Origin of the sequence: Terriglobus sp. 2YAB30_2, from assembly GCF_052114765.1 — a bacterium.
Taxonomy (GTDB): Bacteria; Acidobacteriota; Terriglobia; order Terriglobales; family Acidobacteriaceae; genus Terriglobus.
This window is the reverse complement of the sequence record NZ_JBFRFJ010000009.1, coordinates 20,583-36,451: the sequence shown is the minus strand read 5'-3', so window position 1 is coordinate 36,451 and position 15,869 is coordinate 20,583. Positions and strand designations below refer to the sequence as shown.

At 59.5% G+C, this 15,869-nt stretch carries 12 protein-coding genes; 5 read left to right on the top strand and 7 right to left on the bottom strand.

What is annotated here, in order from left to right:
- Positions 1–41: 41 nt before the first annotated feature.
- The 6 genes from AB4Y89_RS14660 to AB4Y89_RS14635 form a co-directional block, all read right to left on the bottom strand.
- Complete coding sequence (locus tag AB4Y89_RS14660) at positions 42–2,306, bottom strand: penicillin acylase family protein (protein ID WP_442301682.1); 2,265 nt, start codon at positions 2,304–2,306, stop codon at positions 42–44.
- A 218-nt stretch (positions 2,307–2,524) separates the two neighbouring features.
- Positions 2,525–2,890, bottom strand: a complete 366-nt coding sequence (locus AB4Y89_RS14655; RefSeq protein ID WP_442301681.1) for a VOC family protein — start codon at positions 2,888–2,890, stop codon at positions 2,525–2,527.
- A 150-nt stretch (positions 2,891–3,040) separates the two neighbouring features.
- Positions 3,041–3,307: a hypothetical protein gene (locus tag AB4Y89_RS14650; RefSeq protein ID WP_442301680.1), complete on the bottom strand. Its 267-nt coding sequence runs from the start codon at positions 3,305–3,307 to the stop codon at positions 3,041–3,043.
- A complete protein-coding gene (locus AB4Y89_RS14645) occupies positions 3,307–3,729 on the bottom strand; it encodes a cytochrome c-type biogenesis protein (RefSeq protein WP_442301679.1) in 423 nt (140 codons plus the stop codon). The genes AB4Y89_RS14650 and AB4Y89_RS14645 overlap by 1 nt, the downstream gene beginning before the upstream one ends.
- A gap of 95 nt (positions 3,730–3,824) precedes the next feature.
- The gene (locus tag AB4Y89_RS14640) at positions 3,825–5,876 is read right to left on the bottom strand and encodes a heme lyase CcmF/NrfE family subunit (RefSeq protein WP_442301678.1); all 2,052 of its coding nucleotides are present in this window, start codon (positions 5,874–5,876) and stop codon (positions 3,825–3,827) included.
- A 108-nt stretch (positions 5,877–5,984) separates the two neighbouring features.
- Positions 5,985–6,380 (bottom strand): response regulator, encoded by a 396-nt coding sequence (locus tag AB4Y89_RS14635; protein WP_442301677.1) that lies wholly within the window; start codon positions 6,378–6,380, stop codon positions 5,985–5,987.
- A 278-nt stretch (positions 6,381–6,658) separates the two neighbouring features.
- On the opposite strand from AB4Y89_RS14635, the gene AB4Y89_RS14630 reads away from it, so the two are divergent.
- The 3 genes from AB4Y89_RS14630 to AB4Y89_RS14620 all read left to right on the top strand — a co-directional run bounded on the left by AB4Y89_RS14630 (position 6,659) and on the right by AB4Y89_RS14620 (position 11,315).
- Positions 6,659–8,434: a sodium:solute symporter family protein gene (locus AB4Y89_RS14630; protein WP_442301676.1), complete on the top strand. Its 1,776-nt coding sequence runs from the start codon at positions 6,659–6,661 to the stop codon at positions 8,432–8,434.
- A gap of 10 nt (positions 8,435–8,444) precedes the next feature.
- Complete coding sequence (locus AB4Y89_RS14625; protein WP_442301675.1) at positions 8,445–8,693, top strand: hypothetical protein; 249 nt, start codon at positions 8,445–8,447, stop codon at positions 8,691–8,693.
- Between the two features lie 153 nt (positions 8,694–8,846).
- The gene (locus AB4Y89_RS14620) at positions 8,847–11,315 is read left to right on the top strand and encodes a protein kinase domain-containing protein (RefSeq protein WP_442301674.1); all 2,469 of its coding nucleotides are present in this window, start codon (positions 8,847–8,849) and stop codon (positions 11,313–11,315) included.
- A gap of 94 nt (positions 11,316–11,409) precedes the next feature.
- Here AB4Y89_RS14620 and AB4Y89_RS14615 read toward each other — a convergent pair whose 3' ends face one another.
- Positions 11,410–12,303, bottom strand: coding sequence for a TrbI/VirB10 family protein (locus tag AB4Y89_RS14615; protein WP_442301673.1), 894 nt, complete (start codon positions 12,301–12,303; stop codon positions 11,410–11,412).
- Between the two features lie 318 nt (positions 12,304–12,621).
- Between AB4Y89_RS14615 and eno the strand changes: the two genes are divergently transcribed.
- Positions 12,622–13,914, top strand: coding sequence for a phosphopyruvate hydratase (gene eno, locus AB4Y89_RS14610; RefSeq protein ID WP_442301837.1), 1,293 nt, complete (start codon positions 12,622–12,624; stop codon positions 13,912–13,914).
- A 249-nt stretch (positions 13,915–14,163) separates the two neighbouring features.
- Positions 14,164–15,771: a 2,3-bisphosphoglycerate-independent phosphoglycerate mutase gene (gene gpmI / locus AB4Y89_RS14605; protein WP_442301672.1), complete on the top strand. Its 1,608-nt coding sequence runs from the start codon at positions 14,164–14,166 to the stop codon at positions 15,769–15,771.
- The last annotated feature ends 98 nt before the right edge of the window (positions 15,772–15,869 follow it).

Below are 15,869 nucleotides of genomic sequence, written 5' to 3'. Positions count from 1 at the left end.
GGTCCCGGCTGCACGGTATTCGTACAGCCGGAGTCGTAGAGCTAGTTCAGCGGGTCGCGCTTTTCGAGGTTGCCTTCCACATCCTTGCGGCTCAGCCACAGATCGCGCCACTGCTTGTCGCGCATCAGGGGAAGCTGGTCAGTGTGGTGTTTGCAGCCCGGCTGCGAGCAGTTGCCATAGCTGACCAGCACCTTGGCATGCGGTACTTTGGTGAACTCTACCGCCATGGTGATGGTGTCACCGTGGACCGGTGTTTTGATTCCGTTGGCAATCGGCCCGAAGGTGACAACGCGGAAGATGCCCAGGTTGCCGTAACCTCCGTTGCCCGGCAGGTCCACTCCGTCGATCGGCGCGCCGCGTTCCGCAGTGGTGTTGCCGTCGGACTGTCCATTGATCTGGAAGCGCATGACCTCGCCCCAGGGGCGATCGATTGCGCCATAGGTCTTGACGGTCTCGCCGATGGCCTCGTCCAGCAACTGCACGGCGTACTTCGGGTCCTTCAGGCCGCGCGGCGTAGTCAACGGTTCTTCCACCTTGTAGGGAACGGCAAAGTTGCGTGAGCCGGAAGCCGTGGAGATGGTCAACTGCGCGTTGGTGAACTTCTGCGCCCAGACGTAGAACAGCAAGGCTCCCCGCGAATTCGCTTCGGCGTTGCGGTCCCAGCTCTTCAGCAGATCGGCAGCCTTCTTCGTGCTGTCACTTCCGTACTGGTTGACCGCCTCCAAAAGCTCGGGCAGCATGCGGTCGGCAAGCTCCATGTGGGTCGAGAGCTTCTTGGCGATCAGCGCGTCGAAGTTGATCTTCTTGTCCTCCGAAAGCATGCGCAGGCCGCGGTCAGAACGGAAGTGCGGGAACTTCGGAGCGACGTAGGCGGGATACTCCGCCGGGTCGATCATCGTCGGCCACCCCGCATCCCACGGTGGCTGGTTGGAGTTCTGTACATAGCCGGTCGGCGGATCGATCAGCTTTGGCAGCTTCTCATAGGGTAGGTATTCGTTCCACAGATACTTCGATTCGTCGCCCGGAACCACACCGCCCCAGAAGGCATAGTCACCCTCGCTGCGCTTCGGCAGGGTGGAGGCAAAAAAGTACATGATGTGCCCATCGCGGTCGGCGTACATCACGTTGTACATCGGCAGTTGCAGGCGCTTGAGTTGTGCTTCGTACTCGGCAAAGGTATGGGCAGTGTCCATGTGCCAGTACTGATCCAACATCTGCGGCTTGTCCAGGCCGGCGACGCGGAGAGCAATAGGCGAGCTATTATCGGTGCGGACGATAGGGCCGTGAACGGTGGACTTGATCGTGAGTTCCTGCTCTTTGGTGCTGCCATCCGCCTGCAGGACCTTCAACGTATGTGTCTCTACCTTGAAGGGAAGCACCTTGCCATCGAAGAGATAACCATCGTCTTTGAGGACAATTTTGTAGAGGTCGGCGCCGTCGTTGGTATTCACCGTGTTGGTGATGGCGTTGTACGGCGAGAAGCTGAAGCGCAAGACGGGCAGTCCGATCTGTGTAGCGCCGGAGAGGTCGATGCCCGGCGCTGTAAGCTGCACCTGGAAGTAGCTCTGTTCGCCGGCCCAGGCCAGATGCGGATTCATCAGCAGCATGGCCTTTCCGCTTGCGGAATGTGACGGTCCGATAGCCCAGCCGTTGGAGCCATCTTCCATGTCCATATTCGGAACGGAGGGATCATCATCCGCAAACGGAGCCATGCGAAGATCCAACGCGGCATCGGATGTGCCTGCATTGCGCGTCGGGAACATGAGGCGCGAACCCGCCACGAAGGTAAAGTTCACGAACTTCTCTTCATGCGTGATGATGTCCAGTGTCGTCACGGGCAGGACACGCTTGGCCTCTCCGCTCAGCATGTCTCCATGAGCCGTGGCGTAGGCATTGATACCGGCGGCAAAGGCGTCCAGGTATTTACGGAACTCAGGCGTCTGCGCCGACAGCCACTCTTCGCCGCGCTGGGGAATCCCATTGGTCCACACCCAGCTATCGTTGTTGAGGTTATTAGCCGCGGGGCTGATGGGATTTCCTTTCGTCCCCCAGTACTCCGCGGCTCTGCCGCGTGAGTTCCCGTAGACGGTGAGAAGCAGGTTGCCGTGAGCCGCTGTCTGCGCCCATCCATAGGCGTAGAACATGTCTTCGACGGACTTCGCGTAGATGTGCGGAACACCCCACGTATCCCACAGGATCTCGGTGCCCTTCTGGGGGGTGTACTTCGGCGGCTCATGGCCGGCCGCCAGCAGGGGAGAGGAGAGAAGCGAAGACACGACCAGCAAAGCAGTGCGGCGCAGACTCACAGCAGGACTCCTGGATGGATTGTTCAGCTTTAAAAGGAATGTAACATTTGCGGCCAGTGCCAATGAGAGGAATGTGGCTTCTGGATAGCCCCATTGGTCGGCGTTAAAAGTTGCAAGTTAAAAGTTAAATAGGTAGGGCATCGGTATTCGAACGCTCGTTGACTCGCCCATTCAAGCGAGAGCTTGACCCTTATTCAATTCTTCAATCATTCAATTCTTCAATTCGCCACCGGCTGACCGAAGGTGATCCAGAAGCGATTGCAGTCGCGCAGGATGAACTCACGCATGCCGTAGTGTGTGTCATGGGGCGGTTCGACGATGTCGACGCGTTTATGGAGACGATCGTAGAGCGCATCCACGTCTGAGGCGTAGAGATAGAGGTCGAATTCTCGGCGGAAGGCGTCGCTGGGGCGGCCTTCGATATTCAGCATGATCTCGCTGGCGCCGTAACGCAGACGGGCCCAGTTCATCTCGCCGCACTCAATGTTTTCGCCTGTTTTGGTGAAGCCGAGGACGGAGACGTACCACTCCACTGTCGCTCGAACGTCCGGCACATGGATCATCGGGAAGATCGACTGGGTCATACGGCCTCCGCGAATGCCACTATCGTAGCGCGGAAGGTCTGTGGAACCAACCCTCTAAAAGAGAGCCCATATCCTCGTTGCCCGATTCTTCGCGGTTTTATCGCGAAGGGTGGGGCAACTAGAGTATTGGCACTATTGACGAGGTTCCTGTTACGCGCGTTCCAGCCGATCCATCTCGCCCATGATCTCTGCCGCTTCATTCTCCAGCAGTGACCGCTGAGTGACATAGTCCTCTTCCGGGTATTTGCCGGCCTTGTACTCGAAGTTCAGGTCACGCAGATTCTCGTACACGGCTTCTTTGCGCTCACGGAGATAGTCGAGCTGCGACTTGGCACGTTGCGAAAAGGGATTCTCGGCCGGCCAAAAGATGTAGGCCAGTGAGGCAAGGGTCAGAACAGCAGCGGCAACCAGTCCCATCAGTACTCCGTCTCCCGGCGAATTCGTTCGCGTACGGCATCGTTCTCCGGCAACTGAACCGGAATGCCCTCGGGTGTGGTCACAGTGTTTCTCCGGCGGCGTACCCAGGTGCGTACCAGCAACGCCGTTCCGACGGTGGCCAGGAGGAACACAACCACCGGGGTGATCCAGGCTACGGTATCGAAGCCGCCGCGGATCGGGGCAGCAAGAATCGTTGGACCGTACTTCGCGGCGAACCAGTTGAAGATCGAGGTATCGTCGCCGCCGCTTGCAACTTGTGTCCGCAACTCGCCGATCATGCGGTCAGAGTCTGGGCAACCCACGTGGTTGCATTCCAGCAAAATCTGGCCGCAACCGCAGGCGCACATCATGGCGTGGCCAATCTTATTGAAGCGTGTACCGCTATCATCTGCGGCAGCCATCAAAAGGACCGCTCCAAATAAAACCACGCAGAGTTGCATCATGCGATGGCGAAGCATACGTGTGGTGAAGCGATGCATAAAAGAACGGATCTGCATTAGTCACCACTCCCGACTGCAACGGCTTCCGTGTGGATGACACGAGAAGCTGCCAGCGCTGGTTTGATGGCCGGCGCGAGTGCCACGAAGGTTCCTAGGATGATGATCAGTACGCCAATCCAGATCCAGGCGATCAACGGATTCAGGAAGGCCTTGATAATGGGTTTGCCTGTCTCCGGATTCTTGCCCTCATAGATGACGTACAGATCGTGCTGCAGGGTTGAACGGTTCGCAACGATGGTGGAGTTCGTCTGGCTGGCAGCGTAAAAACGGTGCTCTGGCGCAAGCTGTGTCACGTATTTGCCATGGCGATAAACATCCAGCAAGGCGTACTCGGTGTCGTAATTGGCGTTCGAGTCCTGTGTGTAGGACTGACAGCGCAGTTCATACGGACCGATGTTGATCTTGTCGCCGAAACCGACCTCCTGCTCTGTCGACTGATTGAACGCTCCTCCGGCGATACCGACAATGATCACAACAACGCCAAAGTGAACAATGTACCCGCCATAGCGTCGCGTATTGCGCTGGATCAGTTGCAGTGAGGCGGTGAAGAGGTTCTTGCCGGTCTGCGTGCCGACAACGTTGGCGCCGCGCAGAAACTCCGAAAGGATCGCGGTGATGACCCCGGCGCCGAGGGAAAAGGCCATCAGGGAGTAGAGCTCTGACTGGTCTTCCCAAGGCCGGACATGCGCGATCATCAGGCCGATCGCGGTGGCGACAGTCGCAATGGAGGGCAGAATAAAGTTCCGGCGAATCGTCCGCAGGGTGGTGCTGCGCCATGCCAGCAATGGACCCACACCTGTAAGGAACAGAAGGAAGAGGCCGATCGGCAGGGCGACGCGGTTATAGAACGGAGCGCCGACTGTTGCCTTGGAGCCCTGTACATACTCGCTCAGGACCGGGAAGAGCGTGCCCCACAGCACGGTAAAGCAGGCAACCAGCAGGATGAGGTTATTAAAGAGGAAGCTGGATTCGCGGGAGACGATCGACTCCAGCTTGTTCTCCGTCTTCAGATGGTCGCGTTGGCGCACAAAGACGAAGAGGCAGACACAGAAGATGAGGATCAGGAAGCCGTAAAACCAGTTTCCGATGCTGGACTGCGCGAAGGCATGGACGGAGCTGACCAGGCCGGAGCGCGTCAGCAGCGTTCCCAGCACCGTCAGCATGAAGGTGGAGAAGATGAGCCAGACATTCCAGCTCTTCATCATGCCGCGCTTCTCCTGCATCATCACGGAGTGCAGGAACGCCGTGCCGGTTAGCCATGGCATCAGGCTGGCGTTCTCAACCGGATCCCACCCCCAGTAGCCTCCCCATCCGAGCACTGAGTACGCCCAGTGCGCGCCGAGGAAGATGCCGACGGTCAGGAAGAGCCAGGTCACCATCGTCCAGCGGCGGGTGATGTGGATCCACTTCTCGCCGGGGTAGCGCATGATCAGGGCGCCGAGGGCGAAGGCGAAGGGGACGGCGAACCCAACGTAACCCAGGTAAAGCATTGGGGGATGGATCACCATCTCCGGATACTGCAGCAGGGGATTGAGACCGGCGCCGTCCGGAGGAACCTCTCCCGGCTGGATGGAAAACGGTGGAGCGGCGAAGACCAGCAGGAGAAGGAAGAAGACCTGAACCCCGGCCAGGATCGTGGAGGCGTGGGCGGTCAGCCGGACATCGACCTTATGGCGGAGCCGGAGGACGAATCCGTAGGCGGCCAACAGCCAGCTCCACAGCAGCAGCGAACCTTCTTGACCGGACCATAGCGCGGAAAATTTGTACGCCGGATGCAGGTCGCGGTTGGTGTGGTGGAAGATATACGCCACCGAATAATCATTGGTGAATGCCGCCCATACCAGGGCGAAGGCCGCGCAGGAAACGGCGGCGAAGGTCATAATGCCGGCGCGGCGGGCAGTCTCCGACAGGCGCTCAGGGGCGATGCGTCCGGAACGGCCGGTTGCCATCTGCCATAGCGATGCTCCGCCCATGGCCAGGGAGTAGACAGCAAGCACGAGGGCCAGCAGCAGGGAAAAACTGCCAAAGGTAGGCATGGGGTGCGGCATGAGGAGGCTCCACCGCTCATTTTCTCAGGCCACAGGCATGCTGGGCAATGAGCTTGCGCGGTTAGCGGACTGATTGGCCGGAGATCGCCCGTCCCAAGCTTGGTCCAGCTACGCGATATCGCGCTTTTCGTCCCCGTCGCCAGGGTTGATTAACCTGTGAACGCTGGCCAGAAGGTTATCCGGCAGAAGAGGTTTCAGGCGAAAGTTCACGTTCAGGTCCACGTATTCGTCCTCCGCCTCCTCCATGCCGCTGATGACCAGCACCGGAAGGGTAGGGGCAAAAGTACGAAGCTCACGCACAAACTCCGCCCCGGTCATGCCGGGCATGATGTGGTCCGTAATCACGAGGTCGATGACTGCCGGAAACTCGTTCGCTCGAAACTGTTCGAGGGCTCGCTGTGGATTTAAGGCGGGAATGACAAAGTAGCCGGCACGCTTCAGGATCGTCTGGCGGGTGGCTGCCTGTACCGCGTTGTCGTCAATCAAGAGAACCGTGGATTGCATACGTTTGTTCGGCAGGAAATGAAGCATGAGTACCGCAATCTTTCAGGGGCCTGTTCCCGAACAGCGGGGGGACACCGAGCTTCATATTAGCCTGACCGTCGTCCCGGGCCAGAGGGGCACGCGGCGCAGCCGAACTCTCCTGGTTAACGACGTACGATGCACCTCCCCCTCGGTAAGGTTGCCGACACCAAAGGAAGGGCTTCCGTGAGATATCAGTAATCCGGTTAGAATGAGCGCGATGACGATGTTGCAAAAATCGTCAGGACTGGATTCCATACGTGACCCTGACCTTCATTGACTGGCTGATCATGCTGGTCTACTTCGTTTTCGTGCTCGGCATCGGATTTACGCTGAAGCGTTACATGCGGACCAGCAACGATTTCTTCCTTGCCGGCCGCTCCATTCCGGCCTGGATCTGTGGTCTGGCCTTCATCTCAGCCAACCTGGGAGCCCAGGAGGTCATCGGCATGGGCGCCTCCGGCGCCAAATACGGCATCGCCACCAGCCACTTTTACTGGATCGGCGCCGTACCTGCCATGGTCTTTGTCGGCATCTTTATGATGCCCTTCTACTACGGCTCCAAGGCCCGTTCCGTGCCGGAGTATCTGCGGCTGCGCTTCGATGAGAAGACCCGGTCGGTCAATGCCTTCAGCTTCGCCATCATGACGGTCTTCAGCTCGGGCATCTCCATGTACGCCATGGCGCTGCTGATCCAGACGCTGGGTCTGTTCCACAACATTATTCCCGACCAATACATCTTCCACGTCTCGGTCCTGCTCAGCGCTGTCATCGTGCTGGCCTATATCTTCCTGGGCGGACTCACCTCGGCCATCTACAACGAAGTGCTTCAGTTCTTCCTGATTGTGGCCGGCTTCGCTCCGCTGGTCTGGGTCGGCCTGAAGAATGTCGGTGGATGGCACGGAATTCAGCAGCGCCTGCCCGGCCCGATGACCCATTCCTGGCAGGGCATGACTCATGCCAACACCAACCCGCTTGGCGTGGAGTGGTTCGGCCTGGTCATGGGACTCGGCTTTGTACTCAGCTTTGGCTACTGGTGTACGGATTTCCTCGTCGTCCAACGCGCCATGGCGGCTAACTCTGAGGAGAGCGCCCGCCGCGTTCCTCTGATCGCGGCCGTCCCCAAGATGTTCTTCCCCTTCCTGGTCATTCTGCCTGGCCTGATCGCGGTCAGCATTCCTGTCGCGCAGCACGCCGCGCAAAACCATCTCGTCGGCGCCAGCACTGCGGGAACGAGCCTCGGCATTATTCCGCAGAAGGTAAACCCGGTCAGCGGAGCTCCGATGCTGGACGAGAAGGGCCAGCCGGTCTATAACTACGACCTGGCCATTCCGGCTCTGCTGCTCCATTACTTTCCCTCGGGCATCCTCGGCCTGGGACTCACCGCTCTGCTGGCCAGCTTTATGTCAGGCATGGCGGGCAATGTAACCGCCTTCAATACGGTGTGGACCTACGACATCTATCAGAGCTACATCAATAAGCGTGCTACCGACGCCCACTATCTGATGATGGGACGCATAGCGACTGTCGGTGGCATTCTGCTATCGATCGGCGCGGCGTACGCAGCGACCAGCTTCAACAACATCATGGACGCGTTGCAGCTGGTCTTCAGTTTTGTGAATGCGCCGCTCTTCGCCACCTTCCTGCTGGGAATGTTCTGGAAGCGCACGACCGGACACGGCGCCTTCAGCGGTCTGATCCTGGGTACCAGTGCAGCTCTGCTGCATCATGGTCTGACGCTGCCGCAGAACGCAGCCCCAGGTCTCCATGGCGCCTGGATCAAGCTGGTCCACACCTATCCGAGTGACATGGCCCAGAACTTCTGGACCGCAATTGTGGCCTTCTCCGTCAATCTGCTGGTGACCGTCGCTATCAGCTTGATGACGAAACCACGGCCTGAGCCTGAACTGGTCGGCCTGGTCTATTCACTCACACCCAAGCCGGTGGAGGAGCACCTCGCCTGGTGGCAGAAGCCGGCATCGCTGGCGATCGCCGTGCTGGTCTTGCTGGTGATTCTCAACCTGGTGTTCGCGTAAGGAGGAATGCATGGGACTCGATATCCGTTTTCCGCTTGGCCTGATGTTTCTTGTGACCGGCGGTCTGATGACCGTCTATGGATTCTTCACCCGCGGCTCAGCCATCTATCAGAAGTCGCTGGGCGATAATCTGAACATCGAATGGGGAATCGTGATGTTCCTGTTTGGCGCGCTGATGTGGTACCTGGGCAAGCGCCAGAGCTGGAAGAACGATCCGGTAAATCCGCGGCCGTGGGAACGTCCGCAGTATCCGCACTAGGGTAAGAGTTAAAAGTTGCAAGTTGAAAGTTGAAGAGGTACAGCATGGGCGGGCGAAGTGATTTGCCCGCCCATGTCGTCTTTAGCGAGCCCAACTCAGCGCATGAGCTTGTGCTGGAGTAAAGTTCCACAGCCGACTTGCGATAATCAAGATATGAAGCAACGACAGGTCGAGCAATATGAGATTGTCCGGAAGCTGGGTGCAGGCGGTTCCGGCGTCGTCTATCTTGCCACGGACACCCTGCTGCAACGTCCAGTCGTTCTCAAGCTGATCAAGCGTGGAGCCCTGACCGTCGAGCAGATCCGTTCGACCGTTCTGCGTGAGGCGCGATTGGCCTCCGCAATCGACCATCCCAACGTCTGCGCGATCTATGACACGGGTGAGACCGAGGATGAGGCATTCATTGCCATGCAGTACATTCCCGGCAAGAGCCTGGACAAGGTCATCGGTGAGGGACCGGCGAGCCTGCAGCTCATCCTCTCGGCAGGTATGCAGATGGCCGACGGCCTCGCCGCCGCGCATGCGCTCGGCATCTTCCATCGCGACCTGAAGCCCGCCAACGTCATGCTGACGGATGGCGGCCTGATCAAGATCCTCGACTTCGGCCTCGCTCGGCGGCTCTCGGCAGAGGACATGCACTTTGACCCGGTGAAGCCCGGTGACAAGCGCGATGTCAACGCGCCTGTAGGGCCGACATACACCGCTCGCGGCGGAACTGTGGCCTATATGGCTCCCGAGCAGTTCGTGACCGGGCAGTCGAGTGTGCAGAGCGACATCTTTGCGTTGGGACTCATCCTGTATGAGCTCGCTGCCGGGCGYCATCCGTTCCATCGTCCGGATGCGCCGGAGTTCCAGTCCATTCGAGCCATTCAGTTTTCTGATCCGCCGCCGTTGCGCGAGATTGCGCCCTCGCTTCCGCAGGAGCTTGAGAGTGTCATCCTCCGCTGCCTGGAGAAGCAGCCGTCGGCCCGCTTCGGATCAGCACTAGAGCTGCGCGAAAGCCTGAAGACCATTCTGACCACGATGCAGCTTGAAGCTGTCGTTGTGCCGGGAGGCTCGCCGCTCGCCCGTCTGGAGACGCCGCAGGAGGAAGAGAAGCGCTCCACCGGCATTCTGTCGATGCTTGCCGAGCGTTTCCGCGACAGCACCGAGACTCCTACCAAGGAAAACTCGATCGTTGTTCTTCCGTTCGTGAACTTCGCTCCGGCAGGCGATGTCTCTCCGCTCTACGGGCATGCACTTGCCGATGCTATGTCGGCCAGGTTGGCGCGTATCTCGGATCTCGTCGTGCGTCCCACCAGCTCCCTGATGAATGTGCCGGTGCAGCAGCTTGATCCGCTGGCTATCGGCCGGAAGCTGCTGGTGCAGTTTGTGCTGGCCGGGAACTTCCTGCGGTCGGAGAAGGGCTTTGACCTGAACTGGCAGCTATTGGACGTCGCCGGACAAAGCATTCTCGCCGGCGGCGCCATCAGTGTGGCATCGTTCGATCTGGTTGCCGTGCAGACGGAGATCAGTAACGAGGTCTTCGCCTCACTGCAGGGCTTTGGTGGTCTGAAACGCAAGCGTGCCGCAGTTCCCAGTACCTCCATACCGCTGACGGAAGACACCTCGGAAGACTATCTTCAGGGCCGCGCGATTCTTTCCAGCTTCATGCAGACGACCGGATCGCGCGACGATCTTGATCGTGCTCGCACCCTGCTGGAGGCGGTGGTAACGCGGAACCCGAACTTTGCTCCGGGATGGACTGGTCTGGGCATCGCTCAGTTGCAGTATGCCCGTCATGGCCTGGGTGGCCAGATGCATTTGCTGGAGGCACGCCGTGCCTTCGACAAGGCGTTGTCACTGGATCCCGGATCGATTGAGGCGAATCTCTATCGTGTCTACATGCTGCTCTCACGCGGTGAGAAAGAGAGTGTCCGTCACGGGATCGAGAATCTGCTGCAGACCGCAGAAAATGAGTGGAACGTGCATACCATCGCGGGTATTACGTTACGGCTCGATGGCATGTACGAAGAAGCGCTCGACCAGTTCTCGACCGCCCTCCGCCTCAATCCCTCGGGAGCCCCGAATATCTACAACCATCGCGCCCGCGTGTACCAGTACCAGAACCAGCTGGAGCTGGCCGGTGATGAGATTCAGAAGGGTCTGACACTGCAGCCCGATCACGCTCTGCTGCGCATCACCGAGGGATATCAGTTGATGCGCCGGGGAGAGCTGCAGAAGGCCGTAGAGACACTGGAGTCGGTGGTTGCGGGCGATCCCTCGCTGCGCATCATCTCGCCGACGATTGCGATGTGCTACGTGCAGCTTGGAGATCGGCAGAAAGCCTCGACCTTCATCTTGGATGAGACGTTGGCAGCCGCCGAGGCCGACTCCGAGATGGCCTATCGCCTGGCTACGTACTTCGCGGTGGAGGGCGATGAGAGCGAAGCATTGCACTGGCTGCGCCGCGCCATCTACCTGGGGAACGAGAACTATCCCTGGTTCTCAATCAACCCGGCGTGGAGCAAGCTGCGCGGCCACGCAGACTTCGAGCGAATTCTTGAAGACCTGAAGAAGAGCTTCCGGAGAAACCAGAAGAACTGGAAGCGCCTGCTCAGCAACGTCCGAAGATTAGGTTGAAAGTATCACCATCTACGAACAACTATTCAACCATTCAACGCAAAGCCAAGGGGCCGGATATTCCGGCCCCTTGGCTTTGCTCTTTCACCAGTCTCTAGTTGTGCAGTGGCGTGGTCATCATCGGCACACTTAGGGCGAAGTCGATGGTGGAGTCCTTCATGATGGTGAGCTGGCGGTCCTGCTTCAGCCAGACCACGGTCGAGGCGCCGGCACCGATACCCGCGCCTACCAGAGCTCCCACACCGCCGCCCACCATGGCTCCTGCAGCAGTGGCGCCGCCGGTGGTGAGCCCCATGGCGGCCAGAGTTCCCTTGGCGTGATCGCGGCGAACGATATCGCCTTCGCTGCCGATACGAGCGGTTCCTTGCTGGTCGGTATCGATGACCTGCGCATGGACTACGAAGTGCGTTCCGTCAGGCAGGTTGATCTGCTGTGGCTCCAGGTGAATCAGGGCTGCACCGCGGATCCGCTTGCCACCCCGTACTTCTGTCACGCGCCCGACCATCTCCGAACCGGCGGGGATGATGACATGGCCGTCGCGCGAGACATCCTGCGCAATCCGGGCGTGGAAGGGAGCGCCGAGCGGGGTGTCGGTTGTGGAGATCTCATCGTTGAGGTGCACACGAATCAACGTGCCCTGCGGAAGTTCACCCTTGGGGGAGGGGACGTAGGTCACGACACCGCTATCGGGGTCCGCGTCGGCATGCGTTTTCAGCTCGGCGACTGCGGTGGGAGCAGGGGCTGCCGGTACCGGCTTGGGAGCGGCAACGGGAGCAGGCATGGTCTGAACGGGAGCCGGAACAGGCGCCGGTTCCTCGCCGAGGGCGGGGGGAACGGTGGCGACGGGCTTGGCTGCGCTGGGCTTCTGCGGGGCGGCGTCCTGCGTATAGTCCTCATTGGGGGGCACGGACACGCCGCTTTGCTGCGCAAACAGCGGCGCAATGGACAGAAGCAGGGCAGCGGTGGACACAGAGTGCTTGACGGACATAAAACCTCGGGCGCGCAAGAAGCGCAATTGTATAGACCAAGCGTAGCCCCATAGGTTGCGGATGTGATCCCCCGGGAATCTTGGTTGCAAACACTGCTACAGCACCGTTAAAGCTGGCGTGGTCAGGCCACTGGGTGGTTTTCGGCTGCTAAAATTTTCTAGAAACGAGAGTTATTCCGTATGGCAGAGCTTGTCGAGATGATCGCCGGAGTGAGTGGCAGCGCTATCGCTGTCGATCGCCGACCGAAACTCAACGACCGCCTTGCCCATCGCATCGTGCGCCCCTCGGGCGTGTTGTCTACAGATTTGAGGAGAGAGATGACCGAGATTGTTTCCATTCACGCCCGCGAGATTCTGGATTCGCGTGGAAATCCGACCGTTGAGGCAGATGTCCTGCTCGCCGGTGGCGCATTTGGCCGTGCCGCTGTGCCCTCGGGCGCATCTACCGGCGAACACGAGGCTGTTGAACTGCGTGACGGCGACAAAGAGGTTTACCTCGGTAAGGGCGTGTTGCAGGCAGTCGAGAACGTCGAGAGCATCCTCGCTCCTGAGCTGGCCGGCATGGACGCCAGCAACCAGCGCCTGATCGATGCGACCATGATCGCCATCGACGGCACGGAGAACAAGAGCAAGCTGGGCGCCAACGCCATTCTGGCCGTCTCCATGGCCACCGCTCGCGCCGCTGCCGCACAGCTCAAGCTGCCGCTCTACCGCTACCTCGGTGGCGTGAATGCCTGCATTCTGCCCACGCCGATGATGAACATCCTCAATGGCGGCGCGCACGCCGACAATACGGTGGACTTCCAGGAGTTCATGGTTATGCCCGTCGGCGCGGAGAGCTTCTCTGACGCACTGCGCTGGGGCACCGAGGTCTTCCACACGCTGAAGGGCGTGCTCAAGAAGAAGGGCCTGAACACGGCCGTGGGTGATGAGGGCGGTTTCGCTCCTTCGCTGAAGTCGAACGTGGAGGCAATCGAAGTGATCCTCGAAGCGATTGAACTGGCCGGATATAAGGCCGGTGAGCAGATCGCCATCGCGCTCGATCCCGCTTCGTCTGAGTTCTACAACAAGGAGACGGGCAAGTACGTCTTCAAGAAGAGCGACAAGCGCGAGCTGAGCAGCGAAGAGATGGCGTCGTTCTGGGAGAGCTGGTGCCGCCAGTACCCGATCGTCTCCATCGAAGATGGTCTAGCGGAAGACGATTGGGCCGGCTGGAAGCTGCTGACCGATAAGATCGGCAACTTCGTACAGCTCGTCGGCGACGATCTCTTTGTGACGAACTCCCGCCGTCTGCAGCAGGGCATCGAGCAGGGCGTAGCCAACTCCATCCTGATCAAGGTGAACCAGATCGGTACCGTCTCGGAGACTCTGGAAGCCATCACTCTCGGCCGCCGCTATGGATACACCTCGATCATCTCGCACCGCTCGGGCGAGACTGAAGACACCTTCATCGCCGATCTGGCGGTTGCAACCGGTGCGGGGCAGATCAAGACCGGTTCTGCCAGCCGTACGGATCGTATCGCCAAGTACAACCAGCTTCTCCGCATCGAAGAAGAGCTGGGCCCGGGCGCAGAGTTCCTCGGTATTGAGTCCATCAACTGCGGTGAGTAGCCGTTGTGAGGGGCTCTCTTCAAACTTCCTTTGCAACGATGGGTGCGCTGCTGCCGGCAGCCGCACCCATTGTTGCAATAGAGAATTTTCGCTGTAGGTATAGTGCAGGGCTTCCACATCTATGGGCGTTTTCCGCAATGAAAACGCCGCTGCACTCCTCTTCAGGGATACCCAGCAACAGTGAAAATGCTCTAGGGGCTGAGCCGCGAGCAGCCGAAGCAGCACATCAACGCGGAAAGTGAATCAGTAATGTCAAAGAATAAGCCGCTCGTCCTGACCATCCTTGATGGATGGGGTATCCGCACCGAGACCAAGGGCAACGCCATCGCTCTGGCCCGCAAGCCGAACTACGACCTTCTGCTGGCGGAGTATCCCAATACGACGATCCGCGCCAGCGATCACTTCGTCGGCCTCCCCGATGGACAGATGGGCAACTCCGAGGTCGGTCACCTGAACATCGGCGCCGGACGTATTGTGCGCATGGACATCGTCCGCATCGATGAGACGGTCTCAAAGGGCGATTTCTTTACCGATCCCACGCTGGTGAAGGCGATGCAGGCGGCTGCGCACGGACGCGCGCTGCATCTGATCGGCCTGGTGTCAGATGGCGGTGTGCACTCGCACCAGCGGCATCTCTATGCGCTGTTGAAGATGGCTGCAGAGCAGGGACTGAAGAACGTCTATGTGCATGCCTTCATGGACGGCCGCGATACGCTGCCGAGCTCCGGAGCCGGCTATCTGGAAGCGCTCTCCCAGAAGTTCCGTGAGTATGGCGTAGGCAAGCTGGCTTCCGTCAGCGGACGTTATTACGCCATGGACCGCGATCTGCGCTGGGAGCGCGAGGCCAAGGCCTTCGGCGCCATGGTGAAGGGGCAGGCCGAGGGCGGAGCTTATGAGGATGCCATCGCACGCGTGCGTGAGGGCTACAACAACGGCGTCACCGATGAGTTCATTGTCCCCTTTGTCGTTACCGAGCATGGCAAGCCGGTAGCAACTATTCAGGATGAGGATGCGGTCATCTGCTTCAACTACCGCGCCGACCGCGTTCGTCAGATCATTCGCGTGCTGGCTCGTAACTCGCACCTCTCCAAAGACGACGGGCGCGAGCTGCCCAAGTCCGCCGAGCTCGACCTGGAGATTCCGCGTGCCGGCGTACCGAAGAACCTGCACATCGTCGCGATGACGCAGTACGACAAGAACTTCACTCTGCCCATGTATCTGCTGCCGGAGAGCATGGATAATCTCCTGGCCAATGTGATGGGTAACGCAGAGCTTCGCAACCTTCGTGTCGCCGAGACGGAGAAGTATGCGCACGTCACCTACTTCTTCAACGGCGGTATCGAGAAGCCCTTCGCGGGCGAGGAGCGCGAGCTGGTGCCGTCGAAGAAGGTGGCGACGTACGATCTGGCTCCCGAGATGAGCGCCGAAGGAATCGCCGAAGTCGTCGAGAAGGCCGTCAACGATACAGCCTTCGATGTGATTGTCGTGAACTTCGCGAATGCGGATATGGTGGGCCACTCGGGCAAGATAGAGCCTACGGTCAAGGGTGTGGAGACGGTCGATTACTGCCTGGGCCGCCTGTACAAGGCAATCAGAGCCCGTGAAGGCGCGATGATCGTAACGGCCGACCACGGCAATGCCGAGATGCTGATCGATCCGGTCAGCGGAGGTCCGCACACGGCGCATACCACCAACCCCGTGCCGTTCATCCTGGTGACCGATCAGGGCAAGAAGATCGGCGTTCGCGAGGGCGGCTCACTGCGCGATATCTCTCCGACGATTCTCGGGCTCCTCGGAATCCCGCAGCCCAAGGAGATGACGGGAGGCGACCTGCGGGTGCTTCCTCCAAACGCTTAGCTTTCTGGCGTGCTGTCATGACCGTCGCTTTGCGTGCAGCGCTCCTGCACGTAAAGCGATGGTCCAGCGTGCCCGGCATGTAGCAAATGCTTCCCAAC